The following is a 20516-nucleotide window of genomic DNA, read 5'->3' as shown; positions in this document are numbered from 1 at the left end:
TAGTCTTGGCTAGTGTACCCACAGCCGTTACACTGTCAACACCGACCACGCCACGGCGTTGACATCTGATTAAATAATGAACAGAGAGTTATGATGGATCTCGACTTTGATCGCCAACATATTTGGCACCCTTACACTTCAACGCTAAACCCGTTAACCTGTTACCCAGTCACCTCGGCCAATGGTGTCAATATTGAGCTTGAGGATGGACGCCAACTCGTCGATGGCATGTCGTCATGGTGGTCAACGATACATGGTTATAATCATCCATTACTTAACGACGCTCTAAAACGTCAGACTGACAAAATGGCCCACGTTATGTTCGGCGGGATCACTCATGAGCCTGCGATTAACGCCTGTAAAAAGCTTGTCGCGCTATCACCAAGTAACCTTGAGCATGTTTTTCTCGCCGACTCAGGTTCCGTGGCGGTAGAAGTGAGTTTAAAAATGGCGTTGCAATATTGGCACGCTAAAGGTGAAAGCCGCCCAAAATTTTTAACCCTAAGTCATGGCTATCATGGTGATACTTTTGCTGCAATGTCGGTCACCGATCCCAATAATTCGATGCACAGTTTGTACAAAGGTTTTTTGCCAGAGCACATCTTTGCCGATTCGCCTAGCATTGGCTTCGGGCAAAAGTGGGATGATGCAGACATCGAAGACTTCGCAGCCAAACTTGCCAGCCACCACCATCAAATTGCCGCCGTCATTCTCGAGCCTATTGTTCAGGGTGCGGGGGGCATGCGTATCTATCACCCAACCTTTCTAAAAAAGGTGCGTCAGCTATGCGATGAATATGGGGTATTGCTCATCCTTGATGAAATAGCGACTGGTTTTGGGCGTACAGGTAAGCTCTTTGCATGCGAACATGCGAATGTGCAACCCGATATTATGTGTGTAGGTAAGGCACTCACTGGCGGCTACATGACGTTATCAGCAACCCTGACGTCGAAACATGTCGCCGATACGGTATGTGGCGGCGAGGCAGCATGTTTTATGCATGGACCCACCTTTATGGGGAACCCTCTCGCCTGCGCCGTCGCTGACGCGAGTTTGTCACTTATTGAAACGGGTGAATGGCAACAGCAAGTCTCGTTAATTGAGTCTTTGTTTGCCGAGCTACTACCGCCGCTTTTACAATGTGATCGTGTTAGCGATGTACGCTGGTTAGGGGCAATAGGAGTGGTCGAGGTGACGACTGCCGTTAATATGGAGATAATTCAACAACACTTTGTTGATAGTGGTGTTTGGATTCGACCGTTTGGTCGCTTGATTTACATGATGCCGCCTTATATCAGCCAACCTGAGCACATTGCCAAACTAGTTCACTCTATCGAGTCTGCTCTCAACAACGAGCGGTGCTTTAGCTAGCCGCGCTGTAGCTAGCAGAGCGACATATGATCCAGAATAGTTAGCGATTTTCTTGACGATTCGAATCGCTAACTCGTTTACGTTACACTCACTAAATGGATGACACTACCTTAATTGACTATCCTTGCTCGCTCGGCGATTGAATAATGACGAGCGCTGATTCGTGTGTTCTAGTGATGACTGGCAATGAAGACATAAACGAACACCTTTTATAGCATTGCGCCGTGCTTGCGGGATCTCTTCCCCACACTCATCACATAATCGTGCGCTATCTCCAGTGATAAGGTGACGTCTTACTCTACTAATTTCATCATCAATATTATGCTGAATTTGCTGACTAACACTGTCGTCTCCTGCCCATCCAACTGCCATACGCCCTCCTCGATGATTGGTTGAGAAAATCGTGTTTATCGCAGTGCTACCCTGCGATGACGTGTGACATTATATTGATCACAACCTATTAGATAAGACCGTAAATAACCAAAACACTATTACTAGCGTGTAATAATATTCGTCTTGAATAATACGCTATGTGCTAGGTAAGCTCACAGAATAGATCTCCAGGCAGGCATAAACTTAGCGCTGTTAAGAATTACGCGCACAAAAAAGCCCAGCGAGTGCTGAGCTTTGTCATTAACTTTATTGGTATTAATTAGCCAATGTGAGTCACACCGCGCATATACGGTTGCAGCACTGTTGGGATAGCAATACGGCCATCGGCTTCTTGGTTATTCTCAAGAATAGCAACCATAGTACGACCTACTGCCAAACCTGAACCGTTGAGTGTGTGAACAAGCTCTGGCTTCTTCTCACCTTTACGACGGAAACGAGCTTGCATACGACGTGATTGGAAATCCCACATGTTTGAACAAGATGAAATTTCACGGTACGTTTCTTGTGCAGGAACCCAGACTTCAAGATCGTAAGTCTTACGAGCACCAAAGCCCATATCACCCGTACACAGAACCACTTTACGGTAAGGCAATTCGAGAAGTTGTAGAACTTTCTCTGCGTGACCGGTGAGTTCTTCAAGCGCGTTCATTGAATCTTCAGGCTTAGTAATTTGTACTAATTCCACTTTATCAAATTGGTGCATACGAATTAGACCACGAGTGTCACGGCCGTATGAACCCGCTTCAGAACGGAAACATGGCGTATGCGCTGTCATTTTAACAGGCAGGTCAGCTTCATCTGTAATAGTATCGCGAACCATGTTGGTCACTGGCACTTCTGCTGTTGGGATAAGAGACAGCTTACGCGGCTCTTCATCACTTACTTTCTCAACAAGCGGCTCAGTATGGAAAAGATCTTTACCAAACTTAGGTAATTGACCCGTACCGTAAAGGCTATCTGCATTCACTAAGTAAGGGACATACATTTCTGTATAGCCGTGCTCGTCAGTGTGTAGATCCAGCATGAATTGGGCAATCGCACGGTGAAGACGCGCAAATTGTCCTTTCATAACGATAAAACGAGCGCCCGTGATTTTAGTCGCGCTTGCGAAATCAAGACCACCTGCAATTTCACCGAGATCTACGTGATCTTTCACGTCAAAGTCATAAGACTTCGGTTGACCCCAACGAGATACTTCTACGTTTTCGCTTTCGTCTTTGCCGTCTGGCACATCATCGGCAGGGATGTTTGGGACTGACAACGTAATATCGTCAAGCTCGGTCATTAACGCCGCTAGCTCAACTTTCTTTGCTTCAAGATCGCTACCTAAGGTACCAATCTGTTTTTTGATTTCTTCAGCGCCTTCTTTATCGCCAGCCGCCATTTTCTGACCGATTTGCTTGGAGATGGAATTGCGCGTGGATTGTAAATTTTCTACTTCGACTTGAATCGACTTACGTTGCTCTTCAAGTTTACGAATAGTTTCTACGTCAAGCGTAAAGCCACGACGCGCCAATTTTGCAGCTGTTTCATCCAGCTCTGTACGAAGTAATTTAGAATCCAGCATTGCCAATCCTATGCATTAGGTTATGAATACGTTTATAAGCGATTAATTTATAACCGCTCATAAATCTTGATAATTGAACCGGATAACGATAACGAAAAGCCACTACTTTTCATAGCGCTTTTGTGGGCTTTTTGCGTCTAAATCGGCTAGATAATCTAACTTTTCGCCAATTTTGGTTTCAAGACCGCGATTTGTAGGCTGATAGTAGCGCGTGCCACTCATTTCAGGGGGTAAGTAATGTTCGCCAGCGGCATAAGCGCCCGGTTCGTCATGGGCATAACGATACCCTTCACCGTAACCCATATCTTTCATTAAAGAAGTCGGGGCATTGCGTAAATGATGGGGGACTTCATACTCAGGCAGTTGGTGCGCGTCGGTTAGCGCTTGCTTCCAAGCCGTATAGACCGCATTACTTTTTGGTGCACAGGCAAGATACACGATAGCCTGTGCTATCGCCCTTTCACCTTCAGCAGGCCCTATGCGAGTAAAACAATCCCAAGCCGACATAGCAACTTGCATGGCCCTCGGGTCTGCATTACCAATGTCTTCAGACGCTATCGCCAACAAACGTCGAGCGATATATAACGGGTCGCAACCAGCGGCAATCATACGCGCCGACCAGTACAGCGCAGCATCTGGATTGGAACCGCGAATCGATTTGTGAACAGCGGAAATAAGGTCGTACCAAATGTCGCCTTTATTATCAAAGCGATTGACTTTCTCACCGGCGACTTCCGCAAGCAAAGGCAATGTGATCCGTTTTTCACCTTGCGCGTTGTCCTCTGCCATATCGTAAAGCAGCTCTAAATAATTCAGCGACATGCGCGCATCACCGTTAACGAGCTCTGCCAATCTATCTAAAACATTGTCCTGAAACTCCACCGACACCTGACCTAAACCGCGTGCTTCATCTTGAATCGCTTGCTCAAGTACCAATAAAATGTCAGCTTTATCTAGCGACGTCAGTTTATAGACACGCGCTCGAGACAATAAGGCATTATTGAGTTCAAACGATGGGTTTTCTGTCGTTGCCCCAATAAACGTCACCGTTCCATCTTCAATATGCGGTAAGAAGGCATCTTGTTGGCTTTTATTGAAGCGATGCACCTCATCCACAAATAAGATAGTTCGCTTACCGGCAAGTTTGTTTTCTCGTGCTCTTTCAATCGCAGCGCGAATATCTTTAACGCCCGAAGTGACCGCGGATACTCGCTCAACTTCAGCATCAGCATAATTTGCCGCGACTTCAGCCAGTGTCGTTTTTCCGGTGCCCGGAGGCCCCCATAAAATCATAGAGTGAAGCTGACCGGCTTCTAAAGCTCGGCGAAGCGGCTTACCCACACCAAGAATATGTTGCTGACCAATATACTGCTCCACAGTTTCTGGGCGCATTCTCGCAGCCAGGGGACGAAAATCTTCGTCCCCTGAAAAATCAAAACTAAAATTACTCACGTAATCCCCTAGTTTCTTTGATCATCAATTTCTACACCATCAGGAACCACAAAAGTGAACCGCTCCGATGAGGGTTTACCGACCTTAATGGTTTCAAAAACAAATTGGCCTTGTTGACCGTCTTGCTCAATCACATTAAAACCGTGCACAATCCCTTTCGGGTCAATATTGATCTGAAACTGCCCTTGCGTTGAATCAACCGCAGTCGGTGTCAATATGAACATGTCACCGCGCTGTTCAACGCTGTAGTTATCCCAATCACTTGCGCGGTTGCGTGTCAGCAATACGAACGGGGTTTGTTCCGTCGCTTGCTCTTGATTATAAATACTCACCTGTTCAATAAACGGACTGTAATACCAAAGGTTGCTGCCATCTGATACCAGTACATTTTCATCCGGTAAAGTCGTGACCCAACGGAACATACTCGGGCGGGCAATTTCAACATTACCTTCGCCTTCCATGACAACCTCACCATCTGGGCTAGTCACCGTTTGTTTGAAATTTGCACTAAACCCATCATTAAGCTGTAACCGTTCACTCAGTTCTTGCTGAGGCGACGCCGACGCCGTAAAGCTAAATGCAGAAACGGTGACGAGCACAAGCGAAAGCCATTTATTCATATTCATTCCTTACTGCCATTATTCTTTAATTGGGGGTGGAGCCAATACTTCACGGTTACCATTATGACCCGGTGCACTAACTATCCCTTGAGCTTCAAGTTGCTCGACAATTCGAGCCGCTCGGTTGTAACCAATTTTAAAGCGTCGTTGGACTCCCGATACAGAGCCTCGACGTGAATGCACAACGTGTTCAACCACTTGGTCAAACAATGGGTCCATTTCTTCATCGCCTTCCATCTTTTCGCCGGGCAATAAAGTTTCTGGACTTTGCTCTCCGTTGGTAATCTCTTCAATATAGTTAGGTTTACCCCTAGCCTTCCAGTTATTCACCACCGCATGCACATCGTCATCCGACGCAAAAGCGCCATGGACGCGAGTCGTGTGACTCGAACCGGGTGGCAGATACAACATATCACCCATCCCCAGCAGTGACTCAGCGCCACCTTGGTCAAGAATGGTTCGTGAATCTGTTTTGGTTGAAACCGTAAACGCAACACGTGTTGGAATGTTGGCTTTAATCAGACCGGTAATGACATCCACTGATGGACGCTGCGTCGCCAAAATTAAATGAATTCCTGCCGCTCGGGCTTTTTGAGCCAAACGTGCAATCAGTTCTTCGACTTTCTTACCGACGACCATGATTAAGTCAGCGAATTCATCCACAACCACCACAATGTAAGGTAAGTTTTCAAGCAATGGTGGTTCTGGCTCCATGCTATCGCCATCTTTCCAAAGTGGATCATGAATGGGGTGGCCCGCTTCCGCTGCCATTTTCAGTTTGTCGTTAAAGCCCTTAATGTTTCGAACACCCAGTGCCGACATTAACTTGTAACGACGCTCCATCTCTCCAACACACCAGCGCAGTGCGTTAGAGGCGTCTTTCATATCCGTAACCACTTCAGACAACAAATGCGGGATCCCTTCATAAATCGAAAGCTCCAACATTTTTGGGTCAATCATGATAAAGCGCACTTCTTCTGGCGTCGCTTTGTAAAGCATACTCAGAATCATCACGTTAACGCCAACCGACTTACCAGAACCGGTTGTACCCGCCACTAGTACGTGAGGCATTTTAGAAAGATCCGCGACCACAGCTTCGCCTGCAATATCTTGACCCAATACTACCGTAGTGGGCGACTTAGACTCTGTGAACGCTGGGCTACCAATAACATCTGAGAAATAAACCGTCTGACGCGTCATATTAGGCAGTTCTAACCCAACATAAGGCTTACCCGGAATGACCTCAACCACACGTACTGCCATTGCAGACAACGAACGCGCTAAATCCATAGACAAGCCAGAGATGCGACTGACCTTAACACCTGGCGCTAAGTCGAGTTCAAACCGAGTGATCACAGGTCCAGGGAAGATGTCGACGACTTCAGCCTTAATCTTATAATCTGCCAACTTGGACTCAACCAAACGAGCGATATTTTCCAATGCTTCTCTATCAATAAAGTTTTCACGTTTTTCAGGATGATAAAGCAGTTCAAGCGTTGGCATTGGTTCTGCTGGCTTCGGTAAATTTGCATCCTTTTGTACCAAGAATGGGTTTACCTTCGCGACAGCCGTTTTCTGCGCTTCTGCAACCAAAGATTGGAACGCCTGTGAATCGGCGTCTACATACTCATCCTCTTGAGGTTGAGCAACTGGCTGGACATTGGGCTCTTCAACCCAAACCGCTTCCGGCTCAACATGCGGCTCAGTTGACGCTGTGTGCTCGGCTTCAAACGAAGAAGAATTCTCTTGCACCCAAGGTTCATCTGCATTAACACGAACAGGCTCAGTAGAACTAACCGGTGCATTGATATCCTCCGTCGCATCAATGGTTTCTGAGCTCCATGGCAAGTTATCAATGTTTTGCGCTGCTGACGGGGCGCTAGCGATCGCTGTTGTCATTGCTGCGGTTGCGAGATGTGAGGTGTTAACATCACGATGCGCTGCGTCACTAGTGACGTTCGGATCTGTATAATTGGCGTCAGCCTGCTGCGTATCAACCCGCTGAGTATCTGTGGGTATTGAATCTACGTATATAGACTCTTCATGTGTCGTATCCGCATGGGTAGACTGATCGGCAAAGTCATCATACGTTCTTGCTGCAATTTCAAGATCTTCTATCGTCGCACCGAGTAAATGACTGCGATCCTCTTCTGGCGCAACCATTGGAGTTGACGTCACAGCAGGCGCTTGCTCACCCATTGATGGCGATATCACTCTTGTTTCATCGTGAGAGAACTCAGGAGCGTTTTCACTGATAATCGGCTCTGTTCTCGCTTCAACATTCACATGGTGAGCAGAGACCTCAGCCTCTTGCTGTGTCGGTATAGTGTGAGAGGTTGGTATGGTGTGAGAGATAGAAGAAGAGCTCAGATTAATAGGTTCTTCATCTATAGCCGCAGAAGCAGTGTTCGCAAACAATGGATCGTTGGCATCTATTTCGTCTACAGATGATTCTAGATCCGCTGTATCTGGCATATGAATATTATAATGACGTCGCTTAGCAGACGATACTGTTTGCTCGTCAGATAACACTGCCTCATCTTTCGCGGAGAAGTGTGGCATCACGTCTTCATCATCAATACGTTCTGGCTGAGAGAGAACAGGCTCGTATACTTGCTCTTTGCTGCCACGAGCTTTATTGGTTAGCGCTGCAATGAATGTCAGGACACTGTTACCAATCCATTCCACAATGCTTAGCCATGAAATCCCAGTGAATAGTGTAAACCCAGCCCCCAATAAAAATAGCAAGACAATGGTGGTACCCAGCACATTTAAGGTAGGCAAAGATAGGCTAGTCAATACATCGCCAATCACACCACCGGATGAAAAGTACCAAATATCATCAAAGTTGATGTCAGCCAAACCGCAGCTCGTCAAGATGATGACCGTCAAACCAAGCGTGCGCGTACCCCAAATCATAAAATCGATTTCATCGTCTTTGTCGCGAGTACGGAAGAACACCCAAGCGCTAAACGCCACAACAAAAGGAATGGGGTATGCCAAAGAACCAAAAACGAAAAATAGCGTATCTGCAAGCCAGGCACCGACGATGCCGCCTGCATTTTGAATATCTCCCCCCCACGACGTTTGCGACCAAGAGGGATCCGCTGGGCTGAAGGTAAATAATGCAACCGCCAATAAAATTGACGTCAATACTGCTAGTATGAAGCAGCATTCTCTTAATCGCTGAAATCCGTTGAGACGTGAAGCTTCTTGTTCTTCACTCGTCTTGATGATCGTTTCGACTCTTTTCTTGTCCTGTTTGAACATATCCAACATCTAACTTAGTAGAAACAGCCCGAGCGGCAAAAGCCGCTCGGAGTATTTATTAATTTAACCACATCAGGGATTAAAACCCAATCTAGGAGATGAATAAAGCATGGATTTTCATAGCATTAGTCAGCTCCTTGTTAGAATAGATTTATCGCGTTTTAATCACCAGTTGGTTGCTTTGTTTCACTTCTTCCATTACTACGTAGGTGCGAGTGTCATTCACTCCCGGCAAACGCAGTAATGTATCACCAAGCAACTTACGGTACGCTCCCATATCCGACACCCTTGTTTTCAAAAGATAGTCGAAATCTCCAGAAACGAGGTGACATTCTTGGATGTCATCCAATCGTTGTACTGCCGAGTTAAATTGTTCAAACACATCTGGCGCACCGCGGTTTAATGTGATTTCCACAAAAACCAGTAGTGACGCATCTAAATATTGTGGATTAAGTAGAGCTGTATAGCCCGTAATATATCCCTGACGCTCAAGTCGACGAACACGTTCTAAACACGGTGTAGGCGAAAGACCTACGCGTTTTGACAATTCGACATTTGAGATCCTACCGTCTTTCTGCAACTCATTAAGAATATTGCGATCAATACGGTCTAGTTCCTTGGACGGCTTCTTATAGTTGTCTGCCATTTTTTATTCCACCTTGTTACTTCCTTGCAAAAAAATATACTACAACTCTGTAATATTCAGTATCAAATTTTGTTAATTAGCTTCTATACTAGTCAGTAATTCGACAATAACACCCTACACACAGTTAATACAACCATATAATAATGAGGAGTCAGGATGATCATTGGCGTACCTAAAGAGATAAAAAACCATGAATACCGTGTTGGTATGATCCCAGCAAGCGTAAGAGAACTTATCTCAAACGGCCATCAAGTTTTTGTTGAAACTAATGCTGGCACTGGTGTTGGTTTTTCAGACGATGATTACATCGCTGTAGGCGCATCCATTCTTCCTACCGCTGCCGACGTTTTTGCGCAAGCAGAGATGATTGTAAAGGTCAAAGAACCCCAAGCTGTCGAGCGTGCTATGTTACGTGAAGGACAAGTTTTATTCACTTATCTTCACCTAGCACCAGATTTTCCACAAACTGAAGAGCTAATTAAAAGCAAAGCTGTCTGCATTGCCTATGAGACTGTAACAGATAATATGGGTCGCTTACCACTATTAGCACCAATGTCAGAAGTCGCTGGGCGAATGTCTATACAAGCTGGTGCGCAAACACTCGAAAAATCCAATGGCGGACGCGGTCTTCTACTAGGTGGTGTACCTGGTGTAGAACCTGCGAAAGTTGTGGTTATCGGTGGTGGCGTTGTTGGTTCAAACGCCGCTCGCATGGCAGTTGGCATGCGTGCAGACGTCACAATCTTAGATCGTAGTATTGATACATTACGCGCTTTGGATGAAGAATTCCAGGGTCGTGCAAAAGTGGTTTATTCTACAGAAGATGCATTAGAGAAGCATATCCTAGAAGCAGACCTCGTGATCGGTGCGGTTTTGATTCCTGGTGCAGCAGCACCAAAATTGGTGACAAAAGCACATATCGCGAAAATGAAGCCAGGCGCTGCTGTCGTTGATGTCGCCATCGACCAAGGTGGCTGTTTTGAAACATCTCACGCCACCACGCACGCTGATCCGACGTACATCATCGATGACGTGGTTCACTATTGTGTTGCAAACATGCCTGGTGCGGTTGCTCGTACATCAACGTTTGCGCTAAATAACGCAACATTGCCGTATATCATCAAACTTGCCAATAAAGGCTATCAGCAAGCACTTACTGAAGACAAAGGATTCTTAGATGGACTCAACGTCATTCACGGTAAAGTCACTTGCAAGGAAGTGGCTGAAAGCTTCGACCTTGAATATGTTGAGCCTGTTGCTGCGATGGCGATGTTTAATTAATTCACATCATCGTTAACTCGAGATGCGTTGACTGCACATCGTAATTTTATAAAAAACGGGCTTTACTGCCCGTTTTTTATGTCCGTACTGCGTGGATGACCAAATTTCTTGGTGTAATCGCGGTATCACAAAATGTGAACACGTCCACATGATAACCTTGCTGTTGTAAATACAAAGCTTTATCTAGCGCTAACCAAAGCTCTAGTGGTCTACGGAACATACCTTGAATCAGGCTAAGTGCCTCCATTCCCCAATACCGGACCTTACCAATACGCTCAAAGTGTACATAGTCGGCTTCAGGTAACGTCAGTTGTTTTTGATTCGCCGCCCACCGACAAAACGCTTCAAATCCTTCAGCCAATTGGGATTTCTTAATACTTGGGACCGGAATGTACGCCTGGCTCAGACCCATTTCAGTGCACAACGCATCAAAACCTAATCTAAACGTCATCTCTTGTTCACGGTGACGTTTCACTCGCTCTCCACCTGTCACTGTCTCTTGCAATGGTATCCGAAGCTCTTGCTTACTAAGCATTAGCTCCGCTTCATGTCCTTCGTTTGACATGGGTTGATAGTGAGTGTCATGAATTAGATGATAGCAACATGGTGATAATGTAACGGCAGGCAGCTTTCCTCTTACTGTGTGTTTAATTAGGGTCACATGTAAATCACCACAAGCGTGTAAGGCTACGGCATGTTGGTGATGAGAAAACACATGTTCTGATTCTTCACTAAACGCATCCCCTTGGACAAATGTCATCGGCAACGACAATTTATCCGCGTCACTCTGCCCCGATTCACATAATGTAGCCTGAAATTCAAAACTCGTGACCGGCTGTTGTGATTGTGAAGAAAGCAGTCGCCCAAGGTAGCCTTTACCTGCACACCATTCTAACCACTGACTGCCGTGATGATCAGAAATACAAACGTCACTAAGCGAAGAGATTTGTTGCAGCTTTCTTCCTGGAATACCACTATCTAGACCACGTGGGAGTTTCGCAGCGTTTTCTTTAAACAGCCGATGAGGGACAGTGATAGTGCATAACAACTCAGAGTCAGGTAACCATTCACTGACTATTGAAGCGAAAAGCAGCGGATTTTTTTTGTAGGTAGAAATCGTGTCTCGGCTCAGGGATTGTAGCCAAGTTAAGAGCTCTGGGTTCTCACTTTTCCATGGAATTTGACCACTAATGACCTGAGTAAACGGGTCTTGACGCCAGTAGCTTTGATATTGCTTAAGCAGTCGGGTGATCAGTTGAAATTGTTGACGGTTCACGATGATTAGCTTCCCCTACTTTTCTGGTGCGATTGTAGGGGGAAGCAAGGCACAACGGAAGTGTTTTGTGCCGGTGATAGTGTTAAAACCATGAAAGAGATTACCTCACAGGTAAATCGATATCCTTAAACATGGCTTCGATTTCGACATTTGATTTCAATGAAATCGCTTGCTCAACGACCGGTCTCGTCAAGTGAGGGGCGAAACGCTCCATGAAATCATACATATAAGTCCGTAAGAACGTTCCTCGGCGAAATCCAATACTGGTCGTACTCGCCTCAAAGATATGACTCGCATCAATTGCGACTAAGTCGTTATCTTGGCTATTATCCATCGCCATACTCGCGATAACACCCACGCCAATGCCCATTCTCACGTAAGTTTTAATCACGTCCGCATCGGTTGCCGTGAAAACGACTTTAGGTGTTAAGCCTACTTTATTAAACGCTGTATCAAGCTCTGAGCGTCCAGTAAAGCCAAACACATAAGTTACGAGCGAATACGCGGCGAGATCTTCAATCGTTACCCTCGGCTTTTGCGCCAATGGGTGATCTTTTCGAACGACAATTGAGCGGTTCCAATGATAACAAGGCAACATGACGGCATCTTGATACAAATGAAGTGCTTCGGTGGCTATAGCAAAATTGGCAGTGCCTTTTGCGATCGCTTCTGACATCTGCGATGGCGTGCCTTGGTGCATGTGAAGAGAAACTTTAGGATAGCGAGCGGTAAAGCCTTTAATCACCTCAGGAAGCGCATAACGCGCTTGAGTATGGGTAGTTGAAATATTCAATGTGCCCATTTCAGGATGAGTATGTTCACCAGCGACCGCTTTGATGCTTTCCACTCGCGACAGTATCTCTTGTGAAATACGAATAATGTCGTCGCCTGCAGGCGTAACTTGAGTAAGGTGCTTACCACTTCTCTCAAAGATTTGAATACCTAACTCGTCTTCTAACAAACGCACTTGCTTACTAATACCGGGCTGTGAGGTATATAAGCTTTCTGCAGTCGCTGAAACATTCAAATTATGATTCAATACTTCAACGATGTATCTTAACTGCTGTAACTTCATTGTGCCCTCGTCATCCTTGTCTTTTAATGCTGTTTATCCAAGAAAATCTAACAGCAAAGCATATAATTAATAGTTATAACGAATTCCTAGAAAGATTAATAGTATTTTGCGTATCTATTAGCCATATTTCCCATAACAAGCAAATAACACGCTATTTTTCTAGTTTATGACCGAAACGACGACTTAGCTGTGTAGATGACCTTAGCTTTGGTGTATTCTTTCTACTCTCGTTGTAAGGAAACTCACAGTAGATACAAAAAGTTATGAATATTGGTTTGATCATCGCGCTGGTCGCGCTTCTGCTTGTTCTCGTTCTCGGGTACAACATCATGTTGCAATACAAATTAAAAGCAGAAGCGACACGCAGACAAGAGTCCGCTCGCTATGTTGCGCTTATTGATGCTACTGAGGAACTGATCGGTGGAGCAAGCTACCTTCCTTATAGTAAAGAGCTGATGATTTGCCTACATAACCGTATCTTGGATGCATTAAAGAATATGCATGATCTTGATCCAAAAAATAAGCACCTTGCACAACGTGTAGAATCCGCTCAAGCACAAATCCAACAATTAAATGAAAACTACGAAGGCAATGAGGCCACCGCATTCAAAGTTCCCACCAGCGACAAACAAGCCATTGTGATGCTTAAATTGGTTAAACGACTGCGTGATACAATTCGCACTGAGCACAATAAAGGCCGTATTGAGACTCAAGCTTACATGGTTGAAAATGGGCGCTTAGAAACGATCCAAATTAGAATCAATATAGAAAATGTCGTTAAAAGAGCTCACGAGTCCATTGCTAAAGGACAACCTGGGACTGCAATGCAACTTCTCAAGAAGGGAATTGATGCGTTAAGTTCAAAAAATGACAACTACTCTATTCAGGCCAAAGAAAAACTTACCGAAATCCTTGAGCAACTACAAAATTCACGTCAAGCAAAAGCCGATGAACAGCAACAACAGCAAGCCAGTCGCGAACGTGACAACGATATGGATGCATTGTTTGGTGAAAAGAAAAAATGGTAGTATTGAGCACCCGAATTCGAAAGGGCTACACTATTCAAAAAGGGTCGCTGTAGCGACCTTTTTCAATTGCCCAAAGAAATAAGATAACATGACTAGCCAGACTCAAATGGAACAAATTTTAGCTCCCATAAACCAGTTTCTCCATTGTCCGACACCTGATTCCTGGGTAGCGGAAGCAAAGAAAATCGAAAACCTTCCTGTTATTTTGATTGATCATCTCTTATGCGAGTTGAAAGCGGGTCAATCGGCCATGTACCTACTCCGCAAATACGCGGTTGATGCAAAGAGCAGCGAAATCTTGCAGGAGTGGTTCAAGCCTTATGAACAATTTGCCTATCGTAAGCAAGGTAATTCTGATTCTCTGCGGGGCAAAAGCAATATTTCTAAATCCATAATGGCAAAGTCTGCTTCACCATACAGCCAAGATTTGATCGACAAAATGATGCTACTAATCAAAGAAGAATTGCATCATTTCTATCAGGTATTAGAAATCCTTGAAGGAAGAAACATTCCCTATCACCCTATTCCTGCAGGTCGATACGCAAAAGGCTTGTTGTCTAAAGCGACCACTCACGAACCAAATACATTGATTGATAAACTCATTATTGGGGCATACATCGAAGCCCGTTCGTGTGAACGATTTGCAAAACTTGCCCCATATATGGATGATGACATTTCAAAATTTTATGTCTCTTTATTGCGCTCTGAAGCTCGTCATTACCAAGATTACTTAAAGCTTGCTGAACAGATTTCTGGGGATGACATTACGGAAAGAGTCGCTTATTTTGGGAAAATTGAAGCCGATTTAATTACATCTCCAGATAGTGATTTTAAGTTCCACAGTGGTGTACCGCTATAGGCTCTGTCAGGTATGTAATTGCGAGCGAGTGTCATTAGCTAGCCAGGTAAGCGTAAGACACCAAAGTGCAAGATTACTATCGTTCCAAACGATCGCTGCGCTAAAAAACGTTGTACTCAAAAACAAAAATGCCAGACCTATTCGGTCTGGCATTTTTAATATCTACTGACGTCTTTCGATACTAGCGAAGTGAAGCATTAATGTCAGTGAGCACCTGAGCAGGGTCTGCAGCTTGGGTGATCGGGCGGCCTATAACAAGATAATCAGAACCTGCTTGAATCGCCATATCTGGTGTCATAATACGTTTTTGGTCACCTACGGCAGCGCCTGCAGGACGAATACCCGGAGTCACTAATTTAAACTCGTTGCCCAACTCTGTTTTTAGCATGCTCGACTCTTGAGCTGAACACACTACACCGTCAAGGCCAGCACGTTTTGTCAGGTTAGCCAAACGCAATACTTGCTCTTGAGGAGCAACGTCAATGCCAATCCCTGCGAGATCGGTCTGTTCCATACTCGTGAGTACTGTCACACCGATAAGAAGAGGACGATCCTTGCCATAAGGTTCTAAAATCTCTCGAGATGCAGCCATCATACGTTCCCCGCCTCCGGCATGAACGTTCACCATCCAAACACCCAGCTCAGCAGCGGCTCTTACTGCTTTAGAGCATGTATTCGGAATATCATGAAATTTAAGGTCAAGAAAAACCGAAAAACCACGCTTATGAAGCTCGCGAACAAAACTAGGACCAAATAGTGTAAACATTTCCTTGCCTACTTTTAGTCGACAAGAAGTTGGGTCAATTCTATCAACAAAAGCTAATGCGTCGGCTTGATTGTCATAATCCAGTGCCACTATCACTTTTTGGTCAATCATTTTTGCTCCTTACTAATACTGAGTGCTAACTCAAAAAAAGCAGCACATAAGTGCTGCCATAAAAACTTGCGTTGGACTATTCGCCATCCAACCCTCTGATCGGCTTGATCGTACCCCATCCTTTACAAGATGGACAATGCCAATACAATGAATGTGTTGAAAAACCACATTTTCTACAACGATAGTGCGGCTTTAATTTTAACTGCTCACCCACCAAAGATTGCAGCGTGGTTAAACTTTCTCTTGCTCGTCCTTCTTCAGCATTCGCCAAGTGATAATCCATCAAACGATAGAAGCCCTTCATTGTCGGACTTTTCACTAGCTGACGAGTCAATAGCGCTTGAGCTGACTCGGTTCCTTCATGATGAGCGACGAGTTGCGTTAACATCAATTCAGCGGATACTCCAGCCCCCTTTTGGATACTCGCTCTTAAGAATTCGACAAGCTCTTGTTCTTGACCTAGGTGATGGTAGCACTCAGCTAACGTCGGCAGCACCTCACTGACAAAGTCTTTATCTTGCTCAAGAACCGATTCTAAGCATTGGATCGTTTTTGTATATTCTTCATTGTCGAGATACAAACGCCCTAAGGCAATATTAGCTCGTGCGCATTTAGGATCAACAGTGAGCGCTTTACGAAAATACTGATTAGCTTTGGGGGTATTACTACTGGCCTGCTCTATCATTGCCAGCTCACACCAGAAGTGTGCGATATTATTCTTAACTCGTTTCTTACCGAGTTTTTGCAATGCAGAAGCGTACTCAATCGCTTTATGCCACTCTTGAGTTTGCTCGTAGATAGAAACTAGCTGGGTCAATGCTGCTTCTCTATGCTCAGGCTCTTCAACAAGTTGAACAAATATTTTTTCAGCACGATCAAGAAAACCAGAAACCATGTAGTCTTTGGCAAGTTGCTGTAGAGCGATATTTTTTTGCTCGATGGTAAGGCCTGAGCGAGAGATCAGATTTTGGTGAATGCGTATAGCGCGGTCCACTTCGCCCCTAGAACGGAACAAATTGCCCAACGCTAGATGCGTATCTATCGCTTCATCATCGACTTGAAGCAGTTCGATAAAGTGGTCTACCGCTTTATCGGACTGATCTGAGAGCAATAGGTTAAGGCCCGTCATATACTGACGAGATATCTGATGAGATTGCTCTTGTCTGTCATGTTTTACACTCCGCTGCCCCATATACCAACCATAGGCTGCGGCTATCGGTAAAAGCAGAAATAGTAGCTCAAGCATGTACTAAATAGACTCTAATATTCAAATCAGCTGTTAGGGCTAGTCGTTGCCACATCTTTTGACTGAGGCGAAGCTTGTTTAGCCAATTTCTTTCTCAATTTTCGCACCGTCAATTGAGACTTTAGATGCAAGCTTCCAAAAATAATCCACGAGATAACAAAACCGGTAACAAAGACGACGCCCAGTAGCGTAGATAAATGAAACTCACCTTGGGCTAAGAGGTAATTAAATGTCACGACGGCCTGATTCTGTGAACCAAGTGCTAGAGTGACTAAGAAAAGTACAATTAGTAAAATTATTTTTATAATCTTCATGTGTTTTCACCACAGTCATTGGATAGCTAAGATTATGCAGCAAATAGTAATCACACACCATGCCTACTCACCATAATCTTACGAATCATTGCTAAATTCGCGCCTTATGTCGAGTGGTTCCAATATTTGGACCTTCACAAAATCTTATTAGTTCTCGTTAACGTCAGAAATACAAAAACGGCACACTATCTGTATGCCGTTCAACTGATTTAAAGAGAGTGCTTATAGACTTTCGTTTACGCGTTCACGCAACTCTTTACCTGGTTTAAAGTGAGGGACATATTTACCCTCTAGTTCAACCTTATCGCCCGTTTTAGGATTACGTCCTACGCGAGGCTCACGGTAATGAAGTGAAAAACTACCAAATCCACGAATTTCAATACGGTCACCGCTTTCAAGCGTATTCGCCATATGTTCTAAAATGTCTTTTACCGCATCTTCAATTTCTTTTGCTGATAAGTGAGTTTGCTCTGCGCAGAGTCTTTCAATTAATTCAGACTTAGTCATAGGTGGTTATCCTCATTACTCTTCATGTTCAGTTGAAACTGGCTTTTATCATTATATAACATCAGTTCACTAACTGCCTGTATAAACAGATAATAGTCTATAAATCGCAAAGTTAAAAACAAAAAAAAGGAGCCTTACGGCTCCTTTTTTCTTAGCTGAGTAAATTACTCGCCTTTAGCAGCTTTAAATGCGTCTGCCATAGCACTACCGAACCCGCCGTCTTCTTGCTTGTTCAGTGAAGCCATTGCTTCTTGCTCATCAGCTTCATCTTTAGCTTTGATAGATAGGTTGATTACGCGGTTCTTACGGTCTACACCAGTGAACTTCGCTTCAACGCTGTCACCAACGCTTAGGATTAGAGATGCGTCTTCGATACGGTCACGTGAAACTTCAGATGCGCGAAGGTAACCTTCTACGCCTTCTTCTAGTTCAATAGTAGCGCCTTTCGCGTCTACTGCTGTAACTGTACCGTTAACTAGCATGCCTTTCTTGTTATCAGCAACGTAAGCATTGAATGGGTCATTTTCCATTTGCTTAACGCCTAGAGAGATACGCTCGCGCTCTGCATCTACAGCTAGAACTACAGCTGAGATCTCGTCACCTTTCTTGTATTCACGAACAGCGTCTTCGCCAGTTGCGTTCCAAGAAATGTCAGATAGGTGTACTAGACCGTCGATGCCGCCTTCTAGACCGATGAAGATACCAAAGTCAGTGATAGACTTGATCTTACCAGTAACTTTGTCGCCCTTAGCTTGCATTTCTGCAAATGATTGCCATGGGTTAGCTTTACACTGTTTCAGACCTAGAGAGATACGACGACGTTCTTCGTCGATATCAAGAACCATAACCTCAACTTCGTCGCCAACATTAACAACTTTAGAAGGGTGGATGTTCTTGTTAGTCCAATCCATTTCAGAAACGTGTACAAGACCTTCAACGCCTTCTTCGATTTCAACGAAGCAGCCGTAGTCAGTAAGGTTAGTAACACGACCAGTTAGCTTGTGACCTTCTGGGTAACGCTTAGCGATTGCTACCCATGGATCTTCGCCTAGTTGCTTAAGACCTAGTGAAACGCGAGTGCGGTCACGATCGAACTTAAGAACTTTAACTAGGATTTCGTCACCAACGTTAACGATCTCAGATGGGTGCTTAACACGCTTCCACGCCATATCAGTGATGTGTAGAAGACCGTCAACACCGCCAAGGTCAACGAATGCACCGTAGTCAGTAAGGTTCTTAACGATACCTTTCACTTCAGTACCTTCTTGTAGAGTTTCAAGAAGTTCGTCACGCTCAACGCTGTTTTCAGATTCGATAACAGCACGACGAGAAACAACAACGTTGTTACGCTTCTGGTCTAGCTTGATAACTTTGAACTCTAGCTCTTTGTTTTCAAGGTGAGCAGTGTCACGGATTGGACGTACGTCAACAAGAGAACCTGGAAGGAAAGCACGGATACCGTTTAGTTCAACAGTGAAACCGCCTTTAACTTTACCGTTGATGATACCAACAACAGTTTCAGCTTCTTCGTAAGCTTTCTCAAGAACGATCCAAGCTTCATGACGCTTCGCTTTCTCACGAGAAAGTTGAGTTTCACCGAAACCATCTTCAACAGCGTCTAGAGCAACATCTACTTCAGCACCAACTTCAACTTCAAGTTCGCCAGCAGCGTTCTTGAATTGTTCAGCAGGGATAGCAGACTCAGACTTAAGGCCAGCATCTACAAGAACGAAACCGTTCTCGATAGCTACTACAGTACCTTTAACGATACTACCTTGTTGGAATTCAGTTTCATTTAGAAACTCTTCAAAGAGTTGAGCAAAAGATTCAGTCATTATTTAATCTTCAATTAGTAAACGTCCACGGGTATCCTACCGCATGGGGTTGATAATTTCGCCAGTCATCATCCTTGCGACCAACGTTCGAAACTCACCAAGTTTGGTACCGGAGTACAGCTACTTAGTGAGATTAGATTCGATATATTTTAGCGCTTTTTCGACAACCTGCGTAATATTTAACGAGGTAGAATCGAGCACTAGAGCGTCATCAGCAGGACGTAGAGGTGCAACCGCTCGGTTGCGGTCTCGGAAGTCTCGCTCCTCGATCTCGCTCAAAAGGTCGTCAAATCTAACATCTAAACCCTTTAGTTGCAACTGCTTAAAGCGGCGATGCGCCCTTTCTTCTGCACTTGCATCTAAGAAAATTTTCACTGGAGCTTGTGGGAAAACAACCGTCCCCATATCACGGCCATCCGCGACAAGCCCTGGTTCAATGTTAAATGCTCGCTGACGTCGTAATAATGCCTCTCTAACACGAGGTAAAGCGGCTATTTTTGACGCAGCATTGCCTGTCTCTTCTTTACGAAGCTCACCTGATACGTCTTCACCTTCTAAGATAACTTTCACTAAGTCACCTTCGGCAATAAACTGCACGTCAAGATGCATAGCGATAGGGACGAGTGCATCCTCTGATTCTAAATCTATGCCATGGTGAATCGCTGCTAACGCCAGTACGCGGTAAATCGCACCAGAATCAAGCAAATGGTAACCTAGCTTTTCAGCCAACAACATACACAGTGTGCCTTTACCAGCACCACTTGGTCCATCTACAGTAATCACGGGTGTCATTAAGGACATGTTTTACTCCACGTTGTATTGTTTGGCTAAGTATCTTTATTATTCTTCATTTTTACGGCGCAAAATTATATACCCTATCCATCCAACATACCATTTTC

18 protein-coding genes are annotated in these 20516 nt (G+C 44.7%); 4 read left to right on the top strand and 14 right to left on the bottom strand.

Annotation, left to right across the window (positions count from 1 at the left end; all coding sequences use genetic code 11):
• Nucleotides 1-93 precede the first annotated feature (93 nt).
• Complete coding sequence (bioA, locus tag M9196_RS06375; protein ID WP_250616823.1) at nt 94-1371, top strand: adenosylmethionine--8-amino-7-oxononanoate transaminase; 1278 nt, start codon at nt 94-96, stop codon at nt 1369-1371.
• 105 nt (nt 1372-1476) lie between these two features.
• Here the strand turns inward: bioA and M9196_RS06370 are convergent, their stop codons facing one another.
• The 6 genes from M9196_RS06370 to lrp all read right to left on the bottom strand — a co-directional run bounded on the left by M9196_RS06370 (nt 1477) and on the right by lrp (nt 9319).
• Nucleotides 1477-1743 (bottom strand): DksA/TraR family C4-type zinc finger protein, encoded by a 267-nt coding sequence (locus M9196_RS06370; protein ID WP_250616688.1) that lies wholly within the window; start codon nt 1741-1743, stop codon nt 1477-1479.
• 280 nt (nt 1744-2023) lie between these two features.
• Nucleotides 2024-3331 (bottom strand): serine--tRNA ligase, encoded by a 1308-nt coding sequence (gene serS, locus M9196_RS06365; RefSeq protein ID WP_250616687.1) that lies wholly within the window; start codon nt 3329-3331, stop codon nt 2024-2026.
• A 102-nt stretch (nt 3332-3433) separates the two neighbouring features.
• Nucleotides 3434-4783 carry a replication-associated recombination protein A gene (locus M9196_RS06360; RefSeq protein ID WP_250616686.1) on the bottom strand — a complete coding sequence of 450 codons (1350 nt, stop codon included), beginning with the start codon at nt 4781-4783 and terminating at the stop codon, nt 3434-3436.
• 8 nt (nt 4784-4791) lie between these two features.
• A complete protein-coding gene (lolA, locus tag M9196_RS06355; RefSeq protein ID WP_250616685.1) occupies nt 4792-5403 on the bottom strand; it encodes an outer membrane lipoprotein chaperone LolA in 612 nt (203 codons plus the stop codon).
• Between the two features lie 18 nt (nt 5404-5421).
• Nucleotides 5422-8673 carry a DNA translocase FtsK 4TM domain-containing protein gene (locus tag M9196_RS06350; protein WP_250616684.1) on the bottom strand — a complete coding sequence of 1084 codons (3252 nt, stop codon included), beginning with the start codon at nt 8671-8673 and terminating at the stop codon, nt 5422-5424.
• A gap of 151 nt (nt 8674-8824) precedes the next feature.
• Complete coding sequence (lrp, locus tag M9196_RS06345; protein ID WP_102471652.1) at nt 8825-9319, bottom strand: leucine-responsive transcriptional regulator Lrp; 495 nt, start codon at nt 9317-9319, stop codon at nt 8825-8827.
• A 156-nt stretch (nt 9320-9475) separates the two neighbouring features.
• Here lrp and ald point away from each other — a divergent pair, with 156 nt between their 5' ends.
• On the top strand, nt 9476-10600 hold the full coding sequence (gene ald, locus M9196_RS06340; RefSeq protein ID WP_250616683.1) for an alanine dehydrogenase: 1125 nt from the start codon (nt 9476-9478) through the stop codon (nt 10598-10600).
• A gap of 76 nt (nt 10601-10676) precedes the next feature.
• Here the strand turns inward: ald and M9196_RS06335 are convergent, their stop codons facing one another.
• Together M9196_RS06335 and cysB are read right to left on the bottom strand one after the other, a co-directional pair.
• Nucleotides 10677-11876: a methyltransferase gene (locus M9196_RS06335; protein WP_250616682.1), complete on the bottom strand. Its 1200-nt coding sequence runs from the start codon at nt 11874-11876 to the stop codon at nt 10677-10679.
• 100 nt (nt 11877-11976) lie between these two features.
• Nucleotides 11977-12951, bottom strand: a complete 975-nt coding sequence (gene cysB / locus M9196_RS06330) for an HTH-type transcriptional regulator CysB (RefSeq protein ID WP_250616681.1) — start codon at nt 12949-12951, stop codon at nt 11977-11979.
• A 263-nt stretch (nt 12952-13214) separates the two neighbouring features.
• On the opposite strand from cysB, the gene M9196_RS06325 reads away from it, so the two are divergent.
• Both M9196_RS06325 and miaE read left to right on the top strand, forming a co-directional pair.
• Entirely contained in the window at nt 13215-13979 is a 765-nt protein-coding gene (locus tag M9196_RS06325) for a DNA repair protein (protein WP_250616680.1), read from the top strand.
• Nucleotides 13980-14067: 88 nt separating this feature from the next.
• Nucleotides 14068-14838, top strand: coding sequence for a tRNA isopentenyl-2-thiomethyl-A-37 hydroxylase MiaE (gene miaE / locus M9196_RS06320; protein ID WP_250616679.1), 771 nt, complete (start codon nt 14068-14070; stop codon nt 14836-14838).
• A 181-nt stretch (nt 14839-15019) separates the two neighbouring features.
• Here miaE and pyrF read toward each other — a convergent pair whose 3' ends face one another.
• The 6 genes from pyrF to cmk all read right to left on the bottom strand — a co-directional run bounded on the left by pyrF (nt 15020) and on the right by cmk (nt 20418).
• Nucleotides 15020-15715 carry an orotidine-5'-phosphate decarboxylase gene (gene pyrF / locus M9196_RS06315; protein ID WP_250616678.1) on the bottom strand — a complete coding sequence of 232 codons (696 nt, stop codon included), beginning with the start codon at nt 15713-15715 and terminating at the stop codon, nt 15020-15022.
• Between the two features lie 76 nt (nt 15716-15791).
• Nucleotides 15792-16961 (bottom strand): lipopolysaccharide assembly protein LapB, encoded by a 1170-nt coding sequence (lapB, locus tag M9196_RS06310; protein WP_250616677.1) that lies wholly within the window; start codon nt 16959-16961, stop codon nt 15792-15794.
• A gap of 26 nt (nt 16962-16987) precedes the next feature.
• On the bottom strand, nt 16988-17275 hold the full coding sequence (locus tag M9196_RS06305; protein ID WP_250616676.1) for a LapA family protein: 288 nt from the start codon (nt 17273-17275) through the stop codon (nt 16988-16990).
• Nucleotides 17276-17497: 222 nt separating this feature from the next.
• A complete protein-coding gene (ihfB, locus tag M9196_RS06300; RefSeq protein WP_250616675.1) occupies nt 17498-17782 on the bottom strand; it encodes an integration host factor subunit beta in 285 nt (94 codons plus the stop codon).
• Nucleotides 17783-17946: 164 nt separating this feature from the next.
• Nucleotides 17947-19617 (bottom strand): 30S ribosomal protein S1, encoded by a 1671-nt coding sequence (gene rpsA / locus M9196_RS06295; RefSeq protein ID WP_250616674.1) that lies wholly within the window; start codon nt 19615-19617, stop codon nt 17947-17949.
• Between the two features lie 120 nt (nt 19618-19737).
• A complete protein-coding gene (gene cmk / locus M9196_RS06290) occupies nt 19738-20418 on the bottom strand; it encodes a (d)CMP kinase (protein WP_250616673.1) in 681 nt (226 codons plus the stop codon).
• Nucleotides 20419-20516 lie beyond the last annotated feature (98 nt).

The organism is Vibrio methylphosphonaticus (genome assembly GCF_023634655.1).
In the GTDB taxonomy this organism is placed as follows: domain Bacteria; phylum Pseudomonadota; class Gammaproteobacteria; order Enterobacterales; family Vibrionaceae; genus Vibrio; species Vibrio methylphosphonaticus.
Note: the sequence above shows the minus strand (reverse complement) of the source record. Positions and strands in the feature narration are given on the sequence as shown.

Coding starts and splice junctions, on each gene's coding strand:
- bioA (WP_250616823.1), top strand. CDS start 94: ATGGATCTCGACTTTGATCGCCAACATATTTGGCACCCTTACACTTCA.
- M9196_RS06370 (WP_250616688.1), bottom strand. CDS start 1,743: ATGGCAGTTGGATGGGCAGGAGACGACAGTGTTAGTCAGCAAATTCAG.
- serS (WP_250616687.1), bottom strand. CDS start 3,331: ATGCTGGATTCTAAATTACTTCGTACAGAGCTGGATGAAACAGCTGCA.
- lolA (WP_250616685.1), bottom strand. CDS start 5,403: ATGAATAAATGGCTTTCGCTTGTGCTCGTCACCGTTTCTGCATTTAGC.
- M9196_RS06350 (WP_250616684.1), bottom strand. CDS start 8,673: ATGTTCAAACAGGACAAGAAAAGAGTCGAAACGATCATCAAGACGAGT.
- lrp (WP_102471652.1), bottom strand. CDS start 9,319: ATGGCAGACAACTATAAGAAGCCGTCCAAGGAACTAGACCGTATTGAT.
- ald (WP_250616683.1), top strand. CDS start 9,476: ATGATCATTGGCGTACCTAAAGAGATAAAAAACCATGAATACCGTGTT.
- cysB (WP_250616681.1), bottom strand. CDS start 12,951: ATGAAGTTACAGCAGTTAAGATACATCGTTGAAGTATTGAATCATAAT.
- M9196_RS06325 (WP_250616680.1), top strand. CDS start 13,215: ATGAATATTGGTTTGATCATCGCGCTGGTCGCGCTTCTGCTTGTTCTC.
- miaE (WP_250616679.1), top strand. CDS start 14,068: ATGACTAGCCAGACTCAAATGGAACAAATTTTAGCTCCCATAAACCAG.
- pyrF (WP_250616678.1), bottom strand. CDS start 15,715: ATGATTGACCAAAAAGTGATAGTGGCACTGGATTATGACAATCAAGCC.
- lapB (WP_250616677.1), bottom strand. CDS start 16,961: ATGCTTGAGCTACTATTTCTGCTTTTACCGATAGCCGCAGCCTATGGT.
- M9196_RS06305 (WP_250616676.1), bottom strand. CDS start 17,275: ATGAAGATTATAAAAATAATTTTACTAATTGTACTTTTCTTAGTCACT.
- ihfB (WP_250616675.1), bottom strand. CDS start 17,782: ATGACTAAGTCTGAATTAATTGAAAGACTCTGCGCAGAGCAAACTCAC.
- rpsA (WP_250616674.1), bottom strand. CDS start 19,617: ATGACTGAATCTTTTGCTCAACTCTTTGAAGAGTTTCTAAATGAAACT.
- cmk (WP_250616673.1), bottom strand. CDS start 20,418: ATGTCCTTAATGACACCCGTGATTACTGTAGATGGACCAAGTGGTGCT.